This is a genomic window from Chryseobacterium cucumeris, assembly GCF_016775705.1.
GTDB classification, from domain to species: Bacteria; Bacteroidota; Bacteroidia; order Flavobacteriales; family Weeksellaceae; genus Chryseobacterium; species Chryseobacterium cupriresistens.
In genome coordinates this window covers 595,433-619,025 of the sequence record NZ_CP068760.1, presented here as the reverse complement: position 1 = coordinate 619,025, position 23,593 = coordinate 595,433, and the positions used below count along the sequence as shown (strand labels likewise).

General features: G+C 34.2%; 16 protein-coding genes. 4 read left to right on the top strand and 12 right to left on the bottom strand.

The window, feature by feature from the left end:
- Positions 1-159 precede the first annotated feature (159 nt).
- From JNG87_RS02825 to tsf, 3 genes are all read right to left on the bottom strand, one after another.
- Positions 160-3,558: a T9SS type B sorting domain-containing protein gene (locus JNG87_RS02825; protein ID WP_202841583.1), complete on the bottom strand. Its 3,399-nt coding sequence runs from the start codon at positions 3,556-3,558 to the stop codon at positions 160-162.
- A gap of 223 nt (positions 3,559-3,781) precedes the next feature.
- On the bottom strand, positions 3,782-6,613 hold the full coding sequence (locus JNG87_RS02820; protein ID WP_202841582.1) for a gliding motility-associated C-terminal domain-containing protein: 2,832 nt from the start codon (positions 6,611-6,613) through the stop codon (positions 3,782-3,784).
- 296 nt (positions 6,614-6,909) lie between these two features.
- Complete coding sequence (gene tsf / locus JNG87_RS02815; protein ID WP_110011476.1) at positions 6,910-7,734, bottom strand: translation elongation factor Ts; 825 nt, start codon at positions 7,732-7,734, stop codon at positions 6,910-6,912.
- A 143-nt stretch (positions 7,735-7,877) separates the two neighbouring features.
- Between tsf and JNG87_RS02810 the strand changes: the two genes are divergently transcribed.
- Complete coding sequence (locus JNG87_RS02810) at positions 7,878-8,642, top strand: DUF6759 domain-containing protein (RefSeq protein WP_202841581.1); 765 nt, start codon at positions 7,878-7,880, stop codon at positions 8,640-8,642.
- Between the two features lie 58 nt (positions 8,643-8,700).
- Here JNG87_RS02810 and JNG87_RS02805 read toward each other — a convergent pair whose 3' ends face one another.
- From JNG87_RS02805 to JNG87_RS02795, 3 genes are all read right to left on the bottom strand, one after another.
- The gene (locus JNG87_RS02805; protein WP_110011474.1) at positions 8,701-9,657 is read right to left on the bottom strand and encodes an acetyl-CoA carboxylase carboxyltransferase subunit alpha; all 957 of its coding nucleotides are present in this window, start codon (positions 9,655-9,657) and stop codon (positions 8,701-8,703) included.
- A 49-nt stretch (positions 9,658-9,706) separates the two neighbouring features.
- On the bottom strand, positions 9,707-11,215 hold the full coding sequence (gltX, locus tag JNG87_RS02800) for a glutamate--tRNA ligase (RefSeq protein WP_137905666.1): 1,509 nt from the start codon (positions 11,213-11,215) through the stop codon (positions 9,707-9,709).
- 135 nt (positions 11,216-11,350) lie between these two features.
- Positions 11,351-11,950, bottom strand: coding sequence for a hypothetical protein (locus JNG87_RS02795; protein WP_202841580.1), 600 nt, complete (start codon positions 11,948-11,950; stop codon positions 11,351-11,353).
- A gap of 445 nt (positions 11,951-12,395) precedes the next feature.
- On the opposite strand from JNG87_RS02795, the gene JNG87_RS02790 reads away from it, so the two are divergent.
- Together JNG87_RS02790 and JNG87_RS02785 are read left to right on the top strand one after the other, a co-directional pair.
- The gene (locus JNG87_RS02790) at positions 12,396-13,784 is read left to right on the top strand and encodes an MAC/perforin domain-containing protein (RefSeq protein WP_202841578.1); all 1,389 of its coding nucleotides are present in this window, start codon (positions 12,396-12,398) and stop codon (positions 13,782-13,784) included.
- A gap of 300 nt (positions 13,785-14,084) precedes the next feature.
- Positions 14,085-14,855, top strand: coding sequence for a hypothetical protein (locus JNG87_RS02785; RefSeq protein ID WP_202841576.1), 771 nt, complete (start codon positions 14,085-14,087; stop codon positions 14,853-14,855).
- A 110-nt stretch (positions 14,856-14,965) separates the two neighbouring features.
- Here JNG87_RS02785 and JNG87_RS02780 read toward each other — a convergent pair whose 3' ends face one another.
- Positions 14,966-16,015 carry a glycosyltransferase gene (locus JNG87_RS02780; protein ID WP_110011470.1) on the bottom strand — a complete coding sequence of 350 codons (1,050 nt, stop codon included), beginning with the start codon at positions 16,013-16,015 and terminating at the stop codon, positions 14,966-14,968.
- A gap of 245 nt (positions 16,016-16,260) precedes the next feature.
- On the opposite strand from JNG87_RS02780, the gene JNG87_RS02775 reads away from it, so the two are divergent.
- Positions 16,261-18,327 carry a glycosyltransferase gene (locus tag JNG87_RS02775; RefSeq protein WP_202841575.1) on the top strand — a complete coding sequence of 689 codons (2,067 nt, stop codon included), beginning with the start codon at positions 16,261-16,263 and terminating at the stop codon, positions 18,325-18,327.
- A 33-nt stretch (positions 18,328-18,360) separates the two neighbouring features.
- Here JNG87_RS02775 and JNG87_RS02770 read toward each other — a convergent pair whose 3' ends face one another.
- Genes JNG87_RS02770 through JNG87_RS02750 form a run of 5 tightly spaced genes read right to left on the bottom strand, consistent with a single transcriptional unit; the run spans position 18,361 to position 23,321 of the window.
- Positions 18,361-19,338 (bottom strand): hypothetical protein, encoded by a 978-nt coding sequence (locus JNG87_RS02770; RefSeq protein ID WP_202841574.1) that lies wholly within the window; start codon positions 19,336-19,338, stop codon positions 18,361-18,363.
- 4 nt (positions 19,339-19,342) lie between these two features.
- Positions 19,343-20,386, bottom strand: coding sequence for a glycosyltransferase family 2 protein (locus tag JNG87_RS02765; protein ID WP_202841573.1), 1,044 nt, complete (start codon positions 20,384-20,386; stop codon positions 19,343-19,345).
- Between the two features lie 6 nt (positions 20,387-20,392).
- Complete coding sequence (locus JNG87_RS02760) at positions 20,393-21,580, bottom strand: glycosyltransferase family 4 protein (protein ID WP_202841572.1); 1,188 nt, start codon at positions 21,578-21,580, stop codon at positions 20,393-20,395.
- A 3-nt stretch (positions 21,581-21,583) separates the two neighbouring features.
- Entirely contained in the window at positions 21,584-22,570 is a 987-nt protein-coding gene (locus JNG87_RS02755) for a hypothetical protein (RefSeq protein WP_110011465.1), read from the bottom strand.
- A gap of 4 nt (positions 22,571-22,574) precedes the next feature.
- Complete coding sequence (locus JNG87_RS02750) at positions 22,575-23,321, bottom strand: glycosyltransferase family 2 protein (protein WP_202844176.1); 747 nt, start codon at positions 23,319-23,321, stop codon at positions 22,575-22,577.
- Between the last annotated feature and the right edge of the window lie 272 nt (positions 23,322-23,593).

Sequence of the window (23,593 nt, the reverse complement as noted above, 5' to 3'; positions counted from 1 at the left end):
AGATAAAGAATAGTGGTTAAAGTTATATTAAACTTTGGGATTTAATTGTTAAGGAGTGTTAGAAACTTGCCATATATTCAAAAATGGGAGATTTCAATAAAAAAAACCGGAAGAAAGAATTAATTAAATTTCTGGTGTCCTTTCTTCCGGCTTTGCGTATTATCTGTGTTTTACCAGCAGCCAGCTTGTATATTTTATCATAAGGTTGGAGCCGTATTCCGTCCAGGTGATAAAGTACCAGTAATTTGCTGTAGGAACATATCTGCCGCCCACTCTTCCGTCCCAGGTGTATCTGTTTTCAGGGGTTCCTCTGAAAACTTCTGCACCATATCGGTCAAAGATCCGGAATACGAGATTATCATTCTTCATTAAAGCAGAATAGTCTATTACTTCATTATAACCATCTCCATTCGGAGTAATGGTATTGATCAGATTAATAATGGCAAATGGCTTTTTAACATCTTCACACATTTTAGAGTCTCTTACAAATACATTGTGTGCTCCTCTTGGTACATTGTAAAAAACATTAGAACTCTGCCATACCACTCCATCTAAAGAATATTCATAAGGAGGTGTACCGCCGCTTGCCCCAACTTTTACAGTTGTTCCATCAATTTCAATAGTGGTTATTATAGGCAGTGGCAGTTCCGTAACATTTACATATTGCTTGTATACACAGCCATTAAAGGTAAGCTCTACCCAATAATTTCCAGGGGCAACATTCGTAATGGAGGAAGTGGTAGCTCCTGTACTCCAGAGGTATTTTTCAAATCCTGGTCCTGCATTAAGTGTGGTAGTGGTTTTCGGGCAAATTGCTTTATCTGTTAAAATATCTGATTTTTTAGGAACTTTAATGTTGATTTTCAGAGTTCCTATTTCAGGACAAACTCCATTTTTTTCAAAACGCATATAATAAGTCTGTGAAGTAGTAATATTCACTGGGGATAAAACCGCATTTACATTATTCTGAGCATCTGCTAAAGTTGCATGAAAAGTGTAAGTTACATTGGGATCCAGGGTAAACTGAGGAATAAACTGTGTTAAATTGACACTTTTAATTCCGTCCAGATCATCATCGCAGGTACTTTCTGTAACGGTTTTTGTAATTAATGGTATTTTAGCTCCGATACTGAATTGCAAAGGTTTGATCACAGAAGCGCACCCGTCAGGAGAATCTACTCTGATGTAAATGGTAGTGGTGGCTGTATAGCTCCAGCTGTTTGGAAGGGTATTGTTGTTTCCTGCATTGGCATCTGCAAGACTGGCATAGTATCTTACATTAGTAAAGTAATTCGGATTGTTAAGTACAATTGGGGTTATATTGGAAAGTGCGACTGTAACTGTTCCATCGAGATTATCATCACAGAAAACACCATTGTAGTTATCCGGTACAATAGCTTTATTAAAAAGGGATAGTGTTATCTGTGCAATATTTTTACAGCCAATATGGTCATTAACAACTGCGTATACGATTGTTCCGTTAGTTGCGGTATAGGCGGTTGTATTAGTGATCAATGTCGCTGCATTTTCATTCTGAGCATCCAGAAGGGTAGGGTAATAAGTAATGGTAACAGGTGAATTGCTGGTCACATTTGCTGTCGTCAGGTTGAATGTTCCCTGCCCATTGATATCACAGGCAAATAATGTTGCATTCATTACTGTTAGAGCCTGAATATTCAGGGTAACAGTGACTGTTTCGCAATCCGGGAAGTCAGGATCATCTCCGCAGAATGTATAAGTGAATGTATCTGTCCCTGATGTACCCAAAGTATTTACCGTATAAGTAATGCTACCGGTAGATGGGTTTACAACAGCTGTGCCTAATGAAGGTGCTGTCGTAACAGCTACAGTGCTTGGGTTAGGAGTCTGTGATGAACTACTGAATCCAGGAGCTATGGTTTTAGCATTACATACATTATAGGATGTATTGGTAAGTTTTGTACAGTTCAGAACTTTAAATTGTTCAGTAACCAAGGGCGCGCAACTTCCCATAGTTACAGAGCATGTGTAATATCCCGGTAAAGTAGGGGTGATGGACGAAGTGGTAGCTCCCGGAACAATAACCCCGTTTCTGTACCATTGGTAGGTATCATAAATTAAAGGATCTACGGTAAGAACCATTCCTGGAATACAGCCGCCTCCAGATTGTAAAATAACTGGCTGCGTAGGAAAGCCTGCAAAAAAACCTCCGTATCCTACGGCATCACTTCCGGCAGTAATTCCAGCCATTATTGCCTTGTCTGATACTACGGTAATAGTACCTGTCACATTGGGAATACCATAGGTAACCCAATTCGTTGTGCCTGTCATATTGTAAGGACCTGTTATTGCAGGAGGATTTGTACCGTTAACTGTAACGTTAGCTCCTCTTTCTGTAATAATATTCAACTTTGTGGTGATATTCAGAATACCTCCGGGGTGGCCGTTGGAATGGACAAAATTTTCATTAATAAGCCCTAGTTCATTAATCTGCTTGGGAAGATAGCAGTTTAACGCGGGAATAAAATTGAATCCCCCGGTAAATACTTCACTTCCTGCATTTGAATCTCCAGCTAAAATCTGATAGACGTAAGCATTTTTAGATGTTTTGAGATATAAATTATAATGACCATTTCCCTGAAGGATGTATTTGGAGTCGGGAATAATGAAATATTTTCCTGCATTGATGTTTGCTACAGGAAGGATTTCATTATTGACAAAGATCTGAGTATTGTCTTCAGTAGCAATTACAATGACCCCTTCTGTACGGGTACCAATCGGTCCGCTTCCTTTTACAATGGCAAATTCATTTCCAAGTCTGTTGACAGGTACTGCCTGATCCATTAAAATATCTGAACTAACTGGATAATTTCCTGCATATTGACCGTTAAAGTTTCCATTGGTTACGTTCACAGGTCTATTCGAAGTAATCTTTGCGCCAATGAAGCCATTAAAGTTGCCTGCTATGTTGCCGATTCCGTCAATAATATAAGACTGCCCTTTATTTAAGGTAAATGTCATCGTCGGGTTGGCGGCTCCTGTCATTCCATTTGAAAATTGTACAGTAGGACTGTAGCCGGAAACAGTAACAATGGTGTTGTCTTCAGTTGCCAGTATGCTGGTCATGAAATTCAGAATGGAGTTGCTCACAGTAATAGGAGCAGCAGCAGCGTAAAACTTTAGTCCTGTGGAAGAAATTCCTTTGGAAGTAATGATTTCTGCATGATTAAATACTGAAAACCTTAAATTGGCATAAAAAGGAAATTCAGCCTTAAGATATAATCCCTTAGTTGTTGGGGTAAATAAATCTCCCTGCAGCTTGGTAATAATATAATCCCTTAATACATCAAACTTCTGGGGATTATTTTTACTGATATTTACTGTCCCGATTAAAATATTATTGTTATAAATATTTACAGGAAAAGGAGTTGTTCTGTTGGTAGATAAATACAGTTTTTGATAAGGATTGGGAGCGCCCGTTCTATCTATCATTGGAGCAAACCAATGCTCCCGGTCCAATTGGGCAAAAGCAGAGGTGAATATGCAAAGCATAAACAAAAAAGATAAAATTTTTTTCATTCAGCGGTGGTCTTTGTAGCAAATTTAGTGATAAAAAGTATTAAATTATTGAAAATAGAACAAAAAAATATGATTTTGAAATAGTGATTAAGAAGAGTTTAAGTTTGTATTATTTTTTTTCTGTTTTTAACATAATTATCAGATAAATTTACTGGGAAAGATTAATAAAAATAAGCCGTGATCAGACGATCGCGGCTTATTCAATATAGCTTTAAACTAATTATTACTCTCTGTTTTTAACCAGAATCCAACCTGTATATTTTATTGGAGTCTTTTCTTTGTTGGATTCATTCCAGCTGATATGGTACCAGTATGTTCCTGTTCCCAGCTTTTTATCAAAATGTTTTCCATCCCATCTGTAGTTGTTGAATCGGTTTCCGGTAAACACCATGTTTCCGTATCTGTCATACACTACAAAGCTCAGATTTTCCTTATAAGCCAGTTCGCTGTAATCTATATAATCATTTACATTATCTCCGTTAGGGGTAATTGCATTGAGCAGATTAGGAATTGTGACTTCTACAGCAATAGGCGTACAGTCATAAAAATCTTTTACATAGAATGTGTGCTGACCTCTTGTTAAACCTGTGAAGGTATTTGAATCCTGCCAGTTAGCAGTTCCATCAACCGCATATTTGAAAGGTGCTTTACCACCGCTTACAATGACAGTTGCTGTATTATTATTGATCTCAATAGTTTGGATTACCGGATCTTCCACTTTTTTAACTTTTACAGTCTGGGTAAGGAAGCATCCGTTCTTACCAAGGATTACGGTGTATTCTCCAACACCTATATCTCTGATACCTGATGTGGTAGCTCCTGTGCTCCATAGATATGAATCATATCCAGGACCAGCATCCAGGTTAGTTTTAGCATCCATACAGATGTACTGATCTACAAGGATCGGAGACTTTTTAATTGGAAGTACAATTAATTCAATTTTGGCATTTGCCGTACATCCTTCAGCAGTAGTTACTTTCACATATACAAATCCTCCTGTTGAAGGGAAGTTTTCTGGTGTTGTGATTGCATTGATACCTGCAGTAAGGTCATTCAGAGTACGGTAATATTTCTTTGTAACAGCATTATAATCTGTTACCTTTGCTTTGGTAAGGTCAAAATAAGCGTAAGGATCTACATCATACCAGCAAGCCTTAATAGAAGTATCCGTTACAATGAATGGTACTACAGTAAGGTTTAAGGTTACCTGTTCGCAATCTGTAAACTCAACTGAGTTTCCGCAGAATTTATAAACGATTTTGTCTGGTCCCAGATATCCCGGATTAGGGGTATAAGTGATCGTTCCGTTTGGATTAACCACGGCTGTTCCTTTGGTAGGAGGAGTCAAAATTACTACTGTACTTGGAACCACAGTCTGAGTGGAAGAAGTAAACGTCGGAGTAATAATTTTAGTAGAACAAGCATTAAGAGCCTGTGTAGTCTCTTTTAAACAGTTTTGTACTTTATAAATAGGAGTCGTCACAGGAGGACATGTTCCCATGGTTACTTTTACGGTATAATTTCCAGATTGTGTAGGAGTATACGTATAACTGGTAGCACCCGGGATAGCCACTCCGTCACGGAACCACTGGTAGGTTTCATATCCATCATCTACTTCAAGAACGATTCCCGGAACACATTCACCTGTTTTTTTTGCAATAACAGGGATTGAAGAGAATCCTGCAAAGTAACCTCCGTATCCTGCAGAGCTATATCCTCCGTTGATACCTGCTGTTACAGCTTTTGTAGACGTAATCTTAATATTTCCGGTTACACTGTTGATGGCATACGTTACCCAGTTGGCATTTCCTGCAAGGGCATAAGGACCTGCTTCAGGGAGAAGAGGCGCGTCATTCAACATTACAGTAGCACCAGCCTCTGTTAGAATGTTTAATTTTACTACCAGATCACTGGGAGTAGAGCTGGCTCCTCCCACTCCAAGTGGCATTTCATTAATCTTCCCGATTTCATCAATTTTTCTTGGAAGGAAACAGTTTAATGGCGGGATATAGTTGAATCCATTGGTAGCATCACTTTGCAAAACTCCGATAAACTGGTATAAATATACATTTTTGGTGGTGGAAATGAACATATTTGAATGTCCTGATGTGCCCTGAGCAACATAGCTGGTTTCGTTAATTCTGTACCATTCTCCGGCAGCAAGTGTTGCAACAGCAGTACCTCCGCCGTTTAAATATACTTCAGTATTATCTTCGGTAGCAACAATAAGACCTCCCTCCATATTTAAGGAAGGTTGAGTAGATCTTGTTTTTACCATGGCAAAAGTATTCCCAAGTCTGTCAACCGGAACAGATTGATCGAGAACCGGATCACTTCCTGTTGTTGAAGCAGAGAAGTTGGCATTACAGCTTCCATTAGTCAACGTTACAGGTTTGTCAGAAACAATTTTAGCCCCGATAAAGCCTGTTTTATTTCCGGACTGAGAACCGGATCCTGCAAGAATGAAAGATTGTCCTTTTTGTAAAGTGAAAGTCTGAGTATTTCCAGTAGGGTTTCCATTAATAAAAACAACTCCGGCAGTAGGATTCCATGATACAGTTACATTGGTATTGTCTTCGGTAGCAAGGACACCTGCCGTAAAATTCTGAATACTGCTGGTATTGGTGTTGGGAGCGGCGGCAACGAAAAATGTTTTTCCAATTCCGGCTTTTCCTTTACTGGTTATTACTTCCCCGTGAACACTCTGAGCCAGTCTTAAGCTGCAGTAAAAAGGCTTGGCTGCTTTTAAATACAATCCCTTATTACCCACAACAAATGCGTCAGTAGTAGTGGTAGCAGAAATAAGGCTGTTGGTAACTTTATAAGTCTGCGGACTACCTTTACTGATGGTAACGGTGGTTACTGGAGCATTGTTATTGTAAATGGTTACATCAACGGGAGTTGGAGAGTCTGTGGAAAGATAGAGCATGTTGACATAGCTGTTGCCGCCAACACTGTCGTAATAGGGAGCTATCCAGTGCTCGGTATCCCTTTGTGCAAAGAGTGTATTAATTGTCAAAAAAATTAATACCAAACTGAGTAGAAATCTTTTCATGAGTATGGAATTAGGATTTCTACAAAAATAAAATAAAAAATGAAATACTTTTAATAAAATTTAAATAAATGTTAAATAAAAGTCTTCTATTTTTAATTAAAAGCCTCCTTGGGTATGAAACTGGTAATAGCTTTTGGGCTTAATGTTTCTGATTATCGTTATTTATTTCTTTAGTAGGTGAATTATTTATATTTGTTAATTTTTTTAAATGTTTATTGTACAGATGGGTATAAATAATGTTAATAAAAAATCCCGGTGAAATTCACCGGGATCATATATTTCTTGAAAAAGTCAGCTTATAGGCTTACTCTTACAAATCCTGTTACTTTTAAGTCAGCGTTTACAGATTTTACATAATCAGCAACTGAGATACTTCCGTCTTTAATGAAATCCTGGTGTACCAAAGTGTTGTCTTTGTAGAATCTCTGCATTTTACCTTTCAGAATGTTGTCGATAATGTTAGCAGGCTTACCTTCTTCAGTAAGTTTGTGTCTTTCGATTTCCAACTCTCTGTCGATAGTTTCCTGAGAAACCGCAGTTTCGTCAAGAGCGATTGGGTTCATTGCAGCAACCTGCATAGAAACAGCTTTAGCAGCTTCTTCAGCTCCGTCTACTTTTGCAGATAGAGAAGTGATTGCAGCAATTTTGTTTCCAGCGTGGATGTAAGCTCCTAAGAAAGCTCCCTGGATTCTTTCGAAAGATCCGATCTCAATTTTCTCACCGATAACTCCTGTTTGCTCAACTAATTTCTCAGCAACAGTGATTCCGTGGAAATCTGTAGCTAAAAGCTCTTCTTTAGTAGCAGCGAAGATTGCCATTTCAGCCAATTCGTAAGCTAGCTCAACGAATGCTTCGTTTTTAGCAACGAAGTCAGTCTCACAATTTAAAGAAATTACAGCACCTAAAGTGTTGTCTTCGTTTACTCTTGCGATTACTGCCCCTTCAGTAGACTCTCTGTCTGCTCTGTTAGCAGCAACTTTTTGTCCTTTTTTTCTAAGGATATCTACCGCTTTTTCGAAGTCTCCTTCAGCTTCAACTAGAGCTTTCTTGCAGTCCATCATACCTGCACCTGTTTGGTTTCTTAATTTAGCTACATCTGCAGCAACTGGTGTATAAGACATAATATCTATTATTTTTTATTTAAGATTAGTATTAATTTTTAGCTTAATTTTAGAGCAGTGCAAAGATAATGATTTTAATGATAAACTAAAAAATGACTTTTCACGTTATTAATATATTTAATACTATTTTAAAGGTTTGATTAATGAAAAAAATCTTCTTCCTTCTATTTATATGCATTTTTGCACTAGGTTTTTCTCAAAAAAAGAAAAAAACAAAATCTAAAGCAGTTGTTGAAAAAGAAACTGTAATCATCTATACCGAACAGGAAGCCGAGATCTCAAAAGAGGCAAGGGTAATTGCCGGCTTTTTGAAGCAGAATCCCGGACATGCTAAAACAGACTATTTTAAAAGAAAACTGATTGATATTATCATGGCAGGGAATTCTCCGGAAGCAAAACCTACCATAAAACCAATCAGCAAAGAAAAAATTGAAAATATCGTTAAAAATAATGAATTGAACAGCGGAAAGACGATGGCCGCAAAAAAAACATATACAGCTAATGGAAAACCTGTCTCTAATAATACAGCAGCTGCTATAGAAGCTTTAAAAGAAGAAAGAAGAACAACTACCTTTGCATCAGTGAATTCTGCAAAAAATGCCGGTAATTCTAAAGCAGGACCCAGTGAAGAAAATAAAAGAACAGCAGCAATGCTTACCCACCTTTTTAATAATGATATTAATAAAAACGAAGCATATATCAATATTAAAAACAGATCCACCTGCAATCTTATTGTAAAGATAAGTGGTAAAAAATATTATAATCTCAGTGTACCTGCCAAAGGAGAAAATTTTATTCTGGTAGATAAAGGGGAATACGTGCTGACAACAATGGTTTGTGATGCCAAATATTCTTCTTTGAAGAAAATCACCCAGGATATTGAAATTGCACTGAATGTTGCAGAATAGAAACAGAAGAAAACTAAATAAAAAAGGTTAAGAAAAAATTCTTAACCTTTTTTATTTTTTATCCTTTGAACTGGCCCATTGCAATGAATTTGTCCTGTCTCTGGGTTTCAAGCTCCTGTCCTGTAAATTTGGAAAAAGCTTTGATATTTTGTAAAATTGAATTTTTCAGGTTCAGATAGGTTGTTTCCTGATCATAATGAGCACCTCCAAGCGGTTCCTCAATGATACCATCAATGAACTTTTCTCTTAAGGCATCTGCCGGAGTAAGATTTAATGCATTGGCTGCATCTTCTTTGTGATCCCAGTTTCTCCATAAGATAGAAGAGCAGCTTTCCGGTGCAATTACTGTATACCATGTGTTTTCCAACATATATACCTTATTTCCTACACCTATTCCTAATGCTCCGCCACTGGCACCTTCTCCGATGATGTACGTGAAGATTGGAGTTTTCAGCTGAACCATTTCAAAAATATTTCTTGCAATAGCTTCACCTTGTCCTCTTTCTTCAGCTTCCAGCCCTGGATAAGCTCCCGGTGTATCTACTAAAGTTACTACAGGGATATTGAACTTTTCAGCAAGCTTCATTAATCTTAAAGCTTTTCTGTATCCTTCCGGATTTGGCATCCCAAATCTTCTGTGCTGTCTTTCTTTGGTCGTTCTTCCTTTTTGAGTCCCTATGATCATTACTTTATGACCATCAAGGGTAATCAATCCTCCAATCATTGCCGGATCATCAGCGAAATTTCTGTCTCCATGAAGTTCTAAGAAACTGCCTTTGTCTGCCATTCCGTTAATATAATCCAATGTATAAGGACGATCCGGATGACGGGACAGTTGTACTCTTTGCCAAGGTGTAAGATTTCCATAGATTTCTTTTTTCTTTTCTAAAATCTTATCCTCAATCTGGCTGCATGCTAATTTTACATCAACACCACTTTCTTCTCCTACTAAAGAACACGTCTGGTATTGATCCATCAATTCTTTGATAGGAAGTTCGAAACTTAAATATTCCATTTCTTGAAGTAAATTAAATCTTTCAAATGTATGAAAAATTATGGTTATTCTATTTAAAATTATTTACAGCATTGTTTATTCTGGAGATACTTTCCTCTTTACCAAGGATTTCCAGAATATCCGGAACGTCCGGTCCTTTCAATTCTCCTACTAAAGATAGTCGTAACGGCATCATTACTTTACCCATTCCTAATCCTTTGTTTTCCGCGAAATCATGCATGGTCTGCTTTAATGTCTCAGCCACAAAGTCTGTCGTTTCAAAAGCAGTCGCCAATTCACCTAAAATTGCCGATGTTTCTTCATTCCATGCTTTTTTTGATGCTTTTTCATCATACGAAGCAGGAGCTTCGAAGAAGAATTTGCCGTTTTCATAGATATCTTTCGGGAAAGTGGCTCTTTCTTTCATCAGATGAATTACTTTCAACAGTTTTTCATCAGATACACCGGAAAGATCAAGATCTGTGTTTTTCAGGATTTGAAGAAGCTCTTCATCAGACTTCATCTGAATATACTGATGGTTGAACCACTCAGATTTTTCTTTGCTGAATCTTGCGCCCGCTTTATGTACTTTATGAAGATCAAATTCCCTGATCATTTCATCCAGAGGAAGTATTTCTTTATCATCTGCAGGAGACCATCCTAATAATGCAACCATATTAATGAAAGCATCAGGAAGATATCCGTTTTCTCTGTATCCCTTAGAAATCACACCGGTAGCAGGATCTTTGAAATCAAGCGGGAACACCGGGAATCCGAATTTATCTCCGTCTCTTTTGCTTAATTTTCCTTTTCCTTCAGGTTTTAAGATTAAAGAAAGGTGGGCAAACTGTGGTGCTTCCCACTGCATTGCTTCGTATAATAAAGTGTGAAGTCCTAAAGATGGAAGCCATTCTTCTCCACGGATCACGTGGGAGATTTCCATTTCATGGTCATCAATAATATTGGCAAAATGATACGTTGGCATTCCGTCATTCTTTACCAGAACTTTATCATCTAAAGTATTGGTATTGACTGAAAATTTTCCACGAATAATATCTTCAAGATTTAATACTCTGTCAACAGGCATTTTAAACCGTACTACATAAGGCGTCTTTTCGTCTAATAACCTTTGAACCTCTTCTTCAGAAAGGGCAAGGCTGTTTCTTAAACGGTTTCTTGTTTTATTATCATAAGAGAAAACATCACCTTTCGCTTCATATTCTGCACGCATTGCATCCAGTTCTTCTGCAGTATCAAAAGCAATGTAAGCATAGTCTGTCTTCAGGATCTGCTCAGTATATCTGTCGTAGATGTCTCTTCTTTCAGACTGTCTGTAAGGAGCAAATTTTCCTCCTTTCTTTGGACTTTCATCAGGAATGATTCCGCACCATTCTAAAGCTTCTTCAATATATTCTTCAGCTCCTTCTACATATCTGGCCGTGTCTGTATCTTCAATTCTCAATACAAATTCTCCCCCTTGATTTTTAGCAAAAAGATAATCATATAATGCGGTTCTTACGCCTCCCAAATGTAATGGTCCTGTAGGACTTGGAGCAAAACGTACTCTTACTTTCTCCATTTCAATTTTAATTTTTGCAAATTTACTTAAAGTAACTTGAAAAATAAATTGTTTCATAGGATAAAGTTTGAATTGTGATAATAAAAAATACTATCTGAAAAACAGATAGTATTTTTATATGATGAAAGTTTTTATTTAGTAGATATCTGTAATTTCTTCTACGGCAATTTCGTGCCTTTCATAATTGTTTCCTTCAAGAATAAAAGTTGCATAATATTTAGTCCCGGTTATTGCATTGGTTTTTTTTATGATTTGAAGTTTAAATCTTGGATTTGATACTGATTCCGAATCTGTATTTGTTGCCCAGATAGCGTTTCCTGCTACATAGGGCTGCGCCTTGTATAATACCAAATTACCATCGCTTTGAGCTGATAAATAAGGTTGGTATAATCCGGTTCCAAAATCTGTATTTGAAGCCCATTTTACTGGATAAGGTACCGGTCCCCAATAATTAATGGGACTTGCATAGAGCACTAAATTAGAATCAAATTGCATATCCAAATGTAAGTTTACATTTCCATATTTTAAAACTAAGGATTGCCCGGCACTAAGGCCTGACATTCTTTGGCTTTCAGCAAGTACCTCCGTCTTCGTCAATGAAATCCTCTCCTGAACGTTCATTTTTTCGACAGTTTGTATAGGTGGTTGCTCTGTCAATGAATCGTTTTCTCGTGAACATGAGGTAATAGCTAATGTAGCGAAGGCTAAGGTAGAAATTTTTAAAAATTTTTGCATTTTTTAATTTTTTATAGAAACAAATATAAGATTTATTTCTTTTAATTGTGATTAATTTAGCATTAGTATTTTAGATATATCTTATAAATATAAGGGGTTTTCGAGTATTTTTAATTCTTAATATAGTGATTATTTGTGTTGTTAATATTATTTTAATAAAAATTTACACTATGATTATAATATCACATAAGTTTAGTTTTTAATGTAAACTATTTATTTTGTATAGATACCGCATATCTCAATTAATTATTTAATAAAATTTCCTATTTTGAGAATGGTAATTTATTTTACGAACTAAGATCTCATTTTCTGTTTATAATTAAACCCGTTTTCAGTATTATTTAAATAATTATTAAATTCACTTAATATTGATATAAATCATTAGGTGTTTATTTTTTTCACTTGATGATGAATATTATATTTGCTGAAACTTTTTTAATAATCTATGAAAAAACAAATTTTATTTTGCTTCAGTAGTCTGCTGATGCTTTTTATGAGTTCATGTTCAACGGAAGAACTGAATAGCGAGACAACCCCTGAAAGCCCTGCGGTAAAAGCTAATAATCGCTTATCTGCTTCCAAATTTGCGGGAGACGGAATTTATGATGTTCTGGGACATGGTTATAATGTTACCGGTGAATATGCCAATGCAACAGCTGCCGGTTTTAAGGTGGTTGATATTGATCGTTTTAAATTGGAGCAAGCCAACAGATTAATCAGCGAAAACACAAACTCTCAGGAGTACTCCGAAGATTATGGTGAAAATGCTGAGGCTTACTCTAAAATGGTTTCAACCAAAGTGGATGCAACAGTTAATTTTCCACTGTTTAAAAAAATACTTTCTGTAGGTTTTGGCTCAGCGGTAACAACCAACAATAAGTTTGATGCAAAATATATCTACGGAAGTTATAACCTTACGATCAAACAGAAAAGAGTAAGATTCAATGCTACTACCGATATGCTGGGTGATTATATAACTCCTGAATTTGCTCAGGATTTACAGACAAAAACTCCGCAGCAGATTGTTCAGGATTATGGAACTCACGTAATGACGGATATTTATACAGGAGCAAAACTTGATATTTTATTCCAGTCTGAAACAACGAGCCAGACTCGTGATAAGGCAGCCAGAATCGGAATAAAGGCAGGAATGCTGAATATTTTTAATGTGAATGTGGATAATGATGTGAATACTTCTGAATACCACATGAATTTTTCTAAAAAGTTGACTTACAAAACCAGAGGCGGGGATCCTTCAAAAGGCTTAGTAGGAGATTTGAACCTAGATCAGACCAATACTAAAGTTAATATTTCCAATTGGCAGAACAGCTCAAATGTAAATAATTCTGTTTTGGTTGACTTTGGAAGCAACGGGTTGATTATTATTTATGACTTTGTAAAAGACCCTGCTAAAAAAGCTCAGCTTAAAGCCTATGTAGATCAATATCTGATTGATAATAAGGTGTATTTAGAATTTAACACCATTCCAATTTACAGATATTATAACGGAGTAGATCATTACTATACAAAAATTGCTGGAAGCTACAGCGGATATTCTTTTGAAGGAACAGAGTTTCACGCATTCTTGTACAAAGCTCCCAATACAGTTCCTATCTACAGATACTGGAATGGTAAAGATCATTACTATACAAAAACTCCGGGATATTATCCGGGATATGTAGATGAAGGAATCGAGTTTAATGCTTTTGCTACTCAGCAGCCTAATACAGTTCCTATCTACCAATATTGGAACGGTAAAGATCATTATTATTCAAGATCCAGCGTAACACCTTCAGGTTATATTAAGGAGGGAATTGAATTCTATGCTTATTAATTAAAAATATTGATATTCTATAACTACAAGCCGTCTCAGTTTTGAGACGGTTTTTAATGATAAATAATATGATATATTTTTTTACCATTAAAAGATAGTACTGCCTTACTGTTTGTATTCATTTTCATTGATTATAATAATGTGCTGTTAATTATTCCTTTTCCAGGGTGTACATATATGGACTTAAGCAAATGTTAAATTGATGTTGGATTTTTTCTTTTACAACTAATTTTGATGGGGTAAATAGAAGTATGATTTTTATTATTTATCTTTACATAAGGAAATAAAAAACATAAACTTATGAGAAAGCATTTATTAGCAATGTTTGGGCTATTGGCAGGAATTTGTATAATGGCTCAAAATATTACACTTGGCACTAATTTGGTAAAGGATAGAAGGTACTATTCCCGAAATAATCAGCACTTTCTGATTTTTCAAAATGATGGAAATTTGGTAGTTTATAATAGCCAGAATCAGCCGGAATGGAGTTCCAGGACTCCTGGTGAAGGTTCAAGGGCTATTTTTCAGGAAGATGGTAATCTTGTCGTTTATAATTCTTCAAACAGACCCTTATTCAGTACCAACACCACCAACAAGAATGCAGCCAACCTTGAGATGCAGGATGATGGCAATCTTGTAATTTATAACAGGAGACGAAATGCTTTGTGGTCTTCTAAGGGAGGTTCTGACGGAAACAATTTCGGTGGAAACGGAGGTTCTAATACAGGAAGTTATAATAATGGTAATATTTACAAAGGATTTAGATTTGTAAAAGGACAAAAGATATTTTCTGAAAATTATAACTATTATTTAATTTTCCAGACAGATGGTAATTTGGTAATGTATAGTAACGGAACTAAAAAAGATATCTGGTCTTCGGCAACAGCAGGAAGTGGAAGAAGCGCTATTTTTCAGGAAGATGGAAATCTGGTAGTCTATGATTCTTCACATAAACCTGTTTACAGTACAGGTATAAGCTCATCAAATATTGAAAGACTTTCAGTTCAGAATGATGGAAATATTGTGATTTACAACAACAACGGTAGTGTTGTTTGGGCAAATAAAAAATAATAATTTAATAAAAAAAGTTAAGTATAAAAAAAGCTAGCCGAAAAGGTTAGCTTTTTTATGCAGTTTGTCTCGTCCTAATATAGCGTTTCTTTTGTAAAGAATATCGTACTCTAGCATTGGGAAATTATTTTTTCCCACGTACTGATCCAATCTTGTGTTTCATTTTCCAAGGAATAATTTTTCATCACAAATTGTGACCCTATTTTCCCTTTTTCAGAAAAAAGAGTCGGATTCTCATGATATTCTAATGCGTGGCTTTCTATTTTTTCAACAAAATCAATAATGTTACCTTCTTCAACCAGGCAAGAAAATTCTTCTTTAAAATATTCTTTTCCTCCTTGTCCAGAGTAACCGATTACAAAACATCCACAAGACATAGCTTCTATAGGAGGAAGCCCAAAGCCTTCTCTATGATTGAAGCTTAAAAAAAATACGGATTCTTTTAAATGTTTTGCAACTTCCTGTTCATCCATATTGTCAATTGGGAAAAACTCCCAATCATCCATCTTTTTTCGTGCTTTTAAAATATTAATAACTTGTAAAGAATCCTCAGCAAGTTTCCTTGGCATAAAAGCAATTTTTTTCTTTTTTTTATTTTCAAAACTGAAAATATGGGTATCAATTCCTAAACGGACTCTATATAGACCAAGAGCAGGAAATACAACATTAAAATATTTTTGTGCATTTTCTGATGCTACAATAGTTCCTAAACAATTTTTATCTAAATAAGGATTCTTTTCATTATAATCAAATCCATACCCCTGAAAGGTGTAGTAGCAATTCTGGTTAAGTATTACATACTGATGATTGGGAATAGTTTTATGGAATGATTTTCCATATATTTCCGGAAAAACAAATAGCGCATCTTTCTCTATGGGATGTGAAAATAAATTGTTATAGAACAGTTTTAATCTTTCGTAAAAACTATTTTTATGTTCTTTAGGGTTATTACTATTTTCTATGTTTTTTAAAAGTTCATAATGATAAGATATTTTTGTGTCACGATACCATATATTATCTCTTTTTCTCTTTTTTTTTAATAAAACAGTAGCATTATAACCATGATTGTTTAAAATATTTACATATTTATAAATTTGTTTTATACCCCCAAAAGGTACAGAAACTGATGGGCAAACAAAATATATCTTTCTTTTTTTCATAATAAGATTACTGTTTTTGAATACAATGCTTCCATATATGTTTTGATTAACGGAAATCAATATCCTTTAAAGTTTTCGGTATTTATTAGGCATTAAATGATTTTGTTGATTAATCAAATCTTATAAACAGAAGTGAATTTATTGCACTCCAGGAACAAAAGATAACCAACTTATTACTCTCATAGTTTACAATAAATGCTTAATTTTGTTTTTCTAAAAAGGCAGGACAAAATAATAAATTTAAAATGGGAATTAAAAGGTTTTTTAAAAATAAAATAAAGGATCGGAATTTTATCAATAATAAGAGAAAACTAAAGATCAATCATTTTGAACTCGACTTTTTTAAAAAACATACATTTGGCTTTATTTATGAAAATGAGCCAGAAGTTTCTATCATAATTCCTGTTTACAATCAGATCAGATATACTCTTAATTGTTTATATACAATTGAACAGTATGATAAAGACGTATCAAAAGAAATTATTATTATCAATGATAACAGCTCAGATGAAACTTTAAAGTATCTGGATACAGTTCCCGGAATTACAATTATTAATAATACTGAAAATTTAGGATTTTTAAGAAATATAAATAAAGGAATTCGGAAGGCAAGAGGAAGATATATTTATTTGTTGAACAATGACGTAGAAGTTCAGGAAAACTATTTATCCAGTCTGTTGGAGGTTTTTAAGAACAATAAAAATGTAGGTGCAGTTGGCTCTAAAATGGTATTTTCAGACAATACATTGCAAGAGGCGGGCTGTCTTATTTTTAATAATACCGAAATTGTTAATCTAGGAAGAGGTGAAGCTATTGATACTCCAAAATATAACTTTTTAAGAAAAGTAGATTATTGTTCAGGATGTAGTTTGTTATTACATAGAACTGATACTGATGGAAAACTTAATCTTTTGGATGAAGCTTTTTTACCTGCCTATTATGAAGAAACAGATCTATGCCAACGCTTGAAATATGAGCAGAAGCTGGATATTTATTATCAGCCTAAATCGGAAATTGTTCATTTTGAAAATGTTTCTTATACTGGAAAAGATAATGGAAAGGAACTTTTGCTTCAGAAAAACAGAACTGTCTTTATGAATAGATGGGATTCGTATTTTACTGATTCAAGATTTCTGGATAATGAAGGAAGAAATAATATTAATAGATTTTATAAAAAGCCCAATATTCTTATTCTGGAGGAACGTATGCCACAACCTGATAAGGATTCTGGCTCAAGAAGGTTTCTTGAAATTGTAAAGATTCTGCAAAAAAATAATCATAGAGTTATTTTAGGGATTCAGCAACCCAACCAAGAGGATGATATCTACGTTGATTTTTTTCGGAGCATTGGTGTAGAAGTTTGTAAAGACTATGTAAATGCTCAGAACAAAATTGTAAAAGTTTTGGATCAAGTGAAAGAAGCTCTTCATTATGTAGATATTGTTTGGATTTTCAGACCGATTGGATTTGATTTTTGGTATGGGAAAATTAAAAATGATATCTCCGGAAAGAAGATTATTTATGATATGGTCGATCTTCATTATCTAAGAATGGAGAGAGAAAACAAATATATTGAAGTGACAAAGTCCCGTAAAAAAGAGATGAGATTCTTTAAGGAAAAGGAATATTTTGGAATGCAAAAGTCAGATGTGGTTATTTCCATCAGTGATGAAGAAAAGAAAATTGTCTCGGGCCAAGGGATCAAAAATGAAAAGATCTTTACTGTTAGTAATATTCATGAACCTGTAGAATGCAGAGATATGGATTATTCTGTTCGGGAAGGTGTTTTATTCATTGGAGGTTTCTATCACATGCCCAATATGGATGCCGTCAAGTTTTTGTATGAAGATATAATGCCTTTAGTTTGGGCCAAAGACGATTCTATTAAAGTATATATTTTAGGACCACATTTTCCCGAAGAGATTAAAGGAAAATATAATTCTGAGAAGTTTCAGATATTAGGCTATCAGAAGAGTGTAGATTACTGGTTTGAAAATTCGAGAATATTTGTTGCTCCTCTACGATATGGAGCTGGAGTGAAAGGAAAGATAGGGCAGGCTCTGGAGTTTGGATTGCCTGTAGTCACTACATCAATTGGGGCGGAAGGAATGGATCTGGAAGATCGAAAAACAGCCCTTGTTTCCAATGAAGATCCGCAGCATTTCGCAAATAAGATATTGGAACTATATTACGATGAAAATTTGTGGAAAACTCTTCATAGTAACAGCGCACTACCACTTGCTAAGTTCTCAGTTGGGCAACAGGAAAAGAATATCAATAATATTATAAATTATTTAGGATTTAAAGATTAAATAAAGAAAGCTTTTATCAATAAAGCTTATTTTTTATGTTATGATTTTTTTGATCCAATTACTGAAACCATATTTTTTTACAATGTCATCTGATAATGTAAAATAAGGTTTTTTTAGAAACTGTTCAATATTTTTATAATTATTATTTTCCACAACAAAGATATTATCAGGATGGTAAAAATCGTATTTTTTAACCGTCACATTATCCGTAATTACTTTTTTCTTATAGTATATTCCTTCAAAGAAACGAATGGAAAGTCCGTTGTGTAATGGATCAACAAAATCCAAAAGAATGTCTGAACTTTTAACAAGATCCAGATTTTCTCGGAAACTAATTCTGTTTTGAATATATTGTATTTTATCATTTTTCGTTTCAGGTTCCTGAAAATATTGAATGAAAATAGAAAGTTCAATAGATAAACCTGAGACTTCATCAATAAATCGGTTAATTTTTTCTTCACGGCTTTTCCAATATAAACCTACAAAGTAAAGCTTAGGCTTTTCTGCATTATATTTTTTTTCAGAAGAAGGAAGGTGATCAAAATAAAAATTAGTAATAGGTTGAATATTGGGCTGAGATTCTACTCTTTCAAAACAAAAGAAGATATCAAATAAATTGAAATAGTTTCTGATCTCTGGAAATTTTTCAATACCATCCCATTGATAAGCAATTAATCTTTGGGTTTTACTTTTTAGATTCTTTATAAATGAAATTGGGAAATTATCCGGACGAATCACCAGGACATAATCCAATTCTTCCGTAATGGCAGAAAGGTTTTTATTCAGCTCATCGAGAAAATGCTTTTGAATAAGATATTGTTTATACTCTTTATTTCTAAGAATATTTTTAATGAAAAAATTTTTTATGCTTTCACAGCCCTTGTATTTAAATCCTGAAACATTGTCTGTGATTAAATAGGGTTCAAAACCTTCCTTCTCCAAGTTCTCTAAAAATAGCTTTGGAAAATCGGAATAGTCAGGCATTACCAAAAGAAATTTTCTTTTTTTCACTTTTTTAATTTAAGTTAAGTATACTGAATCTTAATATTTTGTAGTATTTTCTGAGACTGTTGACAGGATTATTGAAATATTCTTTTTTTATGGTCTCAGCATCTTTTAAACTGAGGGTATTAATATACCGGAAATATTTTTTCTCAATACTTTTCAATGAAATATTATCATTGAATTTAGGATTAACTTCTTTGAATACCGTTTCCATCTTATGAATTGCTGTATTGGAATAGTTTGAATGATGCTTGTAATTTCCAATAATAATTTTCTTTAAGTAGGCAATATAGTAGGCAATATTGCTTTGTTCAGGATATTGTAAATAGTAGTTGTTATATATCGTTTGAATAACACTTAGGTATCCTAAAAGATTTTTATCACTGTTCTTTTTAGTGATGGACTGTGCGTTGTCGATAGTGTAGAAATAAGTAATATCAGGAATAAAGACAACATTCTTTGCCTGGAACATCGTTTCAAAGAACCATAATTCATCTTCGTGATAAATTCCACTTAAAAATGTGAGATTATTTTCTTTTAAAAATGAAGATTTATATAATTTATTCTGGGCAATTGGACTTAAGTCTTCCGTTATTTTTTTAAGCAGGACTTCCGTATTTTTATTTTCTAAGCGTTGTTTTTCTTTAGGCTGAGGTAAGAATGAAACGTTTCGTTTCTCTTCCCATGAATAGGTTGATGTTTTTCCCACAATAATATCCTCTTTACCTGTATACTCAGATATGAGTGATTCCAAGGCATTAGAAGGAAGAAGATCATCACTGTCACAGAAAAAAATAAAATCTCCGGAGGCTTTTTCCAATCCGAAATTTCGAGTATCTGAAAGACCTTTGTTTTTCTGGTTGTATATATGGAATCTTTCGTCTGAAAAACAATTGATGATTTCAAGAGTATTATCTGTACTGCCATCATTAATAACAATACATTCAATATTGTAATGAGTTTGGCTCTGTATACTTTCGAGTACTTCTTTTACATAATAAGAAGCGTTGTAGCACGGAACAATAATGCTGATTAAAAAAAAAGAATTATCCATTCTTAATTAAATTTTTTTCAATGTAGAACTTACGGACTCAATGGAAAATGGTTTCAGACTGTCAATAGAATTTTGACTTAATGTATTCCAAAGCTCTTCATCATTATTTAATTGTAGAATTGCCTGAGCAAAACTATTTTCATCATTCGCTATCAATACATTTTTATGGTTGGTGAGTCTCATTCCTTCCGCTCCGATATCTGTTGTGATTACAGGCAAGAAATATTCAAATGCCTGTCCTATTTTTCCTTTTACTCCAGCTCCAAACCGTAAGGGAGCAACCATAATTCTGGAATTCATAAAATGCTCTTCAATTCTTTCCACAAAGCCTAAAAATTTAAACTTAGGAAATAGTTTAAGATCAAGTTTCTCAGCGACATTCCCAATGATGCTTACTTCCAGTTCAGGATTGGTTTTCCAGACAATAGGCATTATTTTTTCATAGAGAAACTTTACCGCATCAATATTTGGCTCGTGGATAGATCCGATGAAGGTAATTCCTTTGCTTTCACTGAAACTTTTTCTTTCAGAAATATCAATTTTGGGATAATGAATATTAGATACTGTAATGATCTTATTTTTATCTGCATACTGGCTCATAATTGCTTTCTCCTTATCAGATATGGCAATGATATAATCCAGTTGTGGTGCAACAACTGTTTCCAGGCGAAAAAAATGTTTATAATTCTTCTTTAATGAAATACGGGTAGGTTCCAGTTCTATGGCTCTTTTAAACCTTAAAAAATGAATGTCTACCATATCATAAATAAATTTGGCAGAAGATAAAACGGCTTTCATTTTTTCATAAAAAAGATTCAGAGCCAGAGGCCCGTTGAACCAAACGTAATCTATCTTTTTAAAAGAAGACAGGAAATCATAGATATTCCTGTACTTAGTGTTCTCTATGTAAACGATAACATTGCGCTGCTGATAAAACTTCACATAAGAATCGTCTTCAAACATATGAGGAGCGAATATAATGCAGTTGTATCCTAATTCTTTGTAAATAAGTATAAGTTCTTTCAGTCTGTTAGCCCCGGATTCTTTATCATGGGCTGGGAAATCTCTTGATGCAAACAGGATCGTTTTTTGGGAAGCATCATACAGATTAATGTTGACGATATCCTTAGACTGAAGATATTTAAGTTTTTCTTTTCTTTCGAAGTGCTTTTTTATTTTTTTTAAGATTCCCATTTGTCAGTTTTTAGTATCAAGTTCAAAAACTTTATTCACCCAACTATCCAAAGTGTATCTGTAATAGATTTCTTCCGGAATTTTCTCGTAGGGTGTTTCAAAAAAAGATTTGTCAAGATTACTAATATTTTTGTTTAAAATCAAAATATTATTGGGATTGTAAAAGTCATAGGTTTTAATGGCTTCGTTATCAGTAATGATTTTCTTATCCAGAGCCATGGCTTCAAAAACCCTGAAGCTGAGCCCGTATTGCCCTTCACGCATAAGGTCCAGTAAAACTTTAGAGTTTTTATAATACTTTGGAAGATCGTTATGCGGAATTTTTTTGATACTGAAAATCAGAAAAAGATTTTTCGGTACCGTCATGAAAATATTGGTCAGCTGATGCTTCCAGGATTTTTTACCAATGATCATAATCTGGAATTTTAATCCCTGTTCAATCAGCTTTTTAGCCAGTAATTTTATTAATGAAACTCTTCTGTTATCATAAGATGTAATATAGAAAAGATCCATTTCAGGCTGTTGGATTTCCTGTGAACAATGGGGAAGATAAATATAGTTTGTTAACTTTTCGAACCCGTGCTTTTTGACGTCAACATAGTCGAATGAGAATACTTTGTCAAAAAGATACAGCTTATCTTCTACAGGAACTCTTTCAAGATTATCATAAAGATAGGTCAACAGACGATCTGTATATTTTCTAATTTTTTTGAGAGTAGAAAGATCAAATGTATCCGGATTCATCACCAGAATCTGATCCTGATGGCCTAATTGTTCCAGAGAATCCAGAACATATTTCTGTCTTTTTTCAGTCTTGAGATTTTTATTTAAAAAAGTTTTGCTTAAAGCATTTACAGCTCTTTCATTGAAGTTGGAATGAGTAACGCTACTGATCTTTATATGATGAGCATCAATATCTCTTTTGCATAATGTCTCAACAATATACTTATCATAATCCCAAAAATCATAACTAATGATACAAATCTTCATTTAACTAATTTTGCTCTTTTTTTAATGATTCATAGGTTTCATAAACGCTTAAAGACTGCAGATAAGATAATTGATAGCCTTCTTTTCCGTCTAAAATACCCAGTCTCATTATATAGGCCTTAAAGAATTTAAAAGCTGTTTTAAGATATTGAACCAAAACACTGTACTTTTTCCCTTTTGCAGCCAGTTCCTTCCCCTTTAAAACTCCGTAATGAATCATCTTTTTTCTATAAGATTCATAATCTGAAACGGAGTAGTGGAGTAATTTATTTTTTAAAATACCGATGGTTCCGTTAACCTCCAGAGTTTCATGTACCTTTTTTCCCGCCATATATCTGGCCTTCGATTTTCTGAATAGCCTGAAGTTTTTATCAGACTGTGTTCCTGAAAAGTGAATCGGTTTTTGGGCAAAAAAGAATTTCCTGTAAAAATAATAGGCATCCTTTTGCCCGGGTTTGTTCAGCTCACCGATAATTTCCTGCTGCAGGGCCGGAGTAATTCTTTCATCACCATCCAAAAATAATACCCAGTCGTTGGTTGCATGATCAAGAGCTAAATTTCTCTGCTTTGTAAAGTCCTCAAATTTATTCTGAATCACTTTTACATGGGGGAATTTCTTTGCAATTTCTACAGTTTTATCCGTACTAAAAGAGTCTACCACAATTATTTCATCACAAAAATCAAAAGACTCAAGGACATCCTGTATATTTTTTTCTTCATTATATGTTATGATTAAACCACTTATATTCATCACAACGTTTTGTTTAATAAGGAAATATGTACTATCTCTCTTAAGGTCATTCTAAATAGTTTTAATCTTTCAAAGATAAGTCTAAATTTGAATTTTATAGACCAATCTTTGTCATTTATCTCTATTATGCAAATTTCGAAAAAATGCCGCCTTTGAAGAATATACATTATTGTATTCGGATGTATATAGCAAATACAATTCCTAAATTTTTAAAAAGTGAAAAAATATGATTTTTTTATGCTTTTTTGAAGTCATTGCTGACGGTATGTCTA

What these genes read in the sequence shown, in the direction of transcription:
- JNG87_RS02825 (WP_202841583.1), bottom strand. Translation starts at nt 3,558, where the DNA reads ATGAAAAAAATTTTATCTTTTTTGTTTATGCTTTGCATATTCACCTCT.
- JNG87_RS02820 (WP_202841582.1), bottom strand. Translation starts at nt 6,613, where the DNA reads ATGAAAAGATTTCTACTCAGTTTGGTATTAATTTTTTTGACAATTAAT.
- tsf (WP_110011476.1), bottom strand. Translation starts at nt 7,734, where the DNA reads ATGTCTTATACACCAGTTGCTGCAGATGTAGCTAAATTAAGAAACCAA.
- JNG87_RS02810 (WP_202841581.1), top strand. Translation starts at nt 7,878, where the DNA reads ATGAAAAAAATCTTCTTCCTTCTATTTATATGCATTTTTGCACTAGGT.
- JNG87_RS02805 (WP_110011474.1), bottom strand. Translation starts at nt 9,657, where the DNA reads ATGGAATATTTAAGTTTCGAACTTCCTATCAAAGAATTGATGGATCAA.
- gltX (WP_137905666.1), bottom strand. Translation starts at nt 11,215, where the DNA reads ATGGAGAAAGTAAGAGTACGTTTTGCTCCAAGTCCTACAGGACCATTA.
- JNG87_RS02795 (WP_202841580.1), bottom strand. Translation starts at nt 11,950, where the DNA reads ATGCAAAAATTTTTAAAAATTTCTACCTTAGCCTTCGCTACATTAGCT.
- JNG87_RS02790 (WP_202841578.1), top strand. Translation starts at nt 12,396, where the DNA reads ATGAAAAAACAAATTTTATTTTGCTTCAGTAGTCTGCTGATGCTTTTT.
- JNG87_RS02785 (WP_202841576.1), top strand. Translation starts at nt 14,085, where the DNA reads ATGAGAAAGCATTTATTAGCAATGTTTGGGCTATTGGCAGGAATTTGT.
- JNG87_RS02780 (WP_110011470.1), bottom strand. Translation starts at nt 16,015, where the DNA reads ATGAAAAAAAGAAAGATATATTTTGTTTGCCCATCAGTTTCTGTACCT.
- JNG87_RS02775 (WP_202841575.1), top strand. Translation starts at nt 16,261, where the DNA reads ATGGGAATTAAAAGGTTTTTTAAAAATAAAATAAAGGATCGGAATTTT.
- JNG87_RS02765 (WP_202841573.1), bottom strand. Translation starts at nt 20,386, where the DNA reads ATGGATAATTCTTTTTTTTTAATCAGCATTATTGTTCCGTGCTACAAC.
- JNG87_RS02760 (WP_202841572.1), bottom strand. Translation starts at nt 21,580, where the DNA reads ATGGGAATCTTAAAAAAAATAAAAAAGCACTTCGAAAGAAAAGAAAAA.
- JNG87_RS02755 (WP_110011465.1), bottom strand. Translation starts at nt 22,570, where the DNA reads ATGAAGATTTGTATCATTAGTTATGATTTTTGGGATTATGATAAGTAT.
- JNG87_RS02750 (WP_202844176.1), bottom strand. Translation starts at nt 23,321, where the DNA reads ATGAATATAAGTGGTTTAATCATAACATATAATGAAGAAAAAAATATA.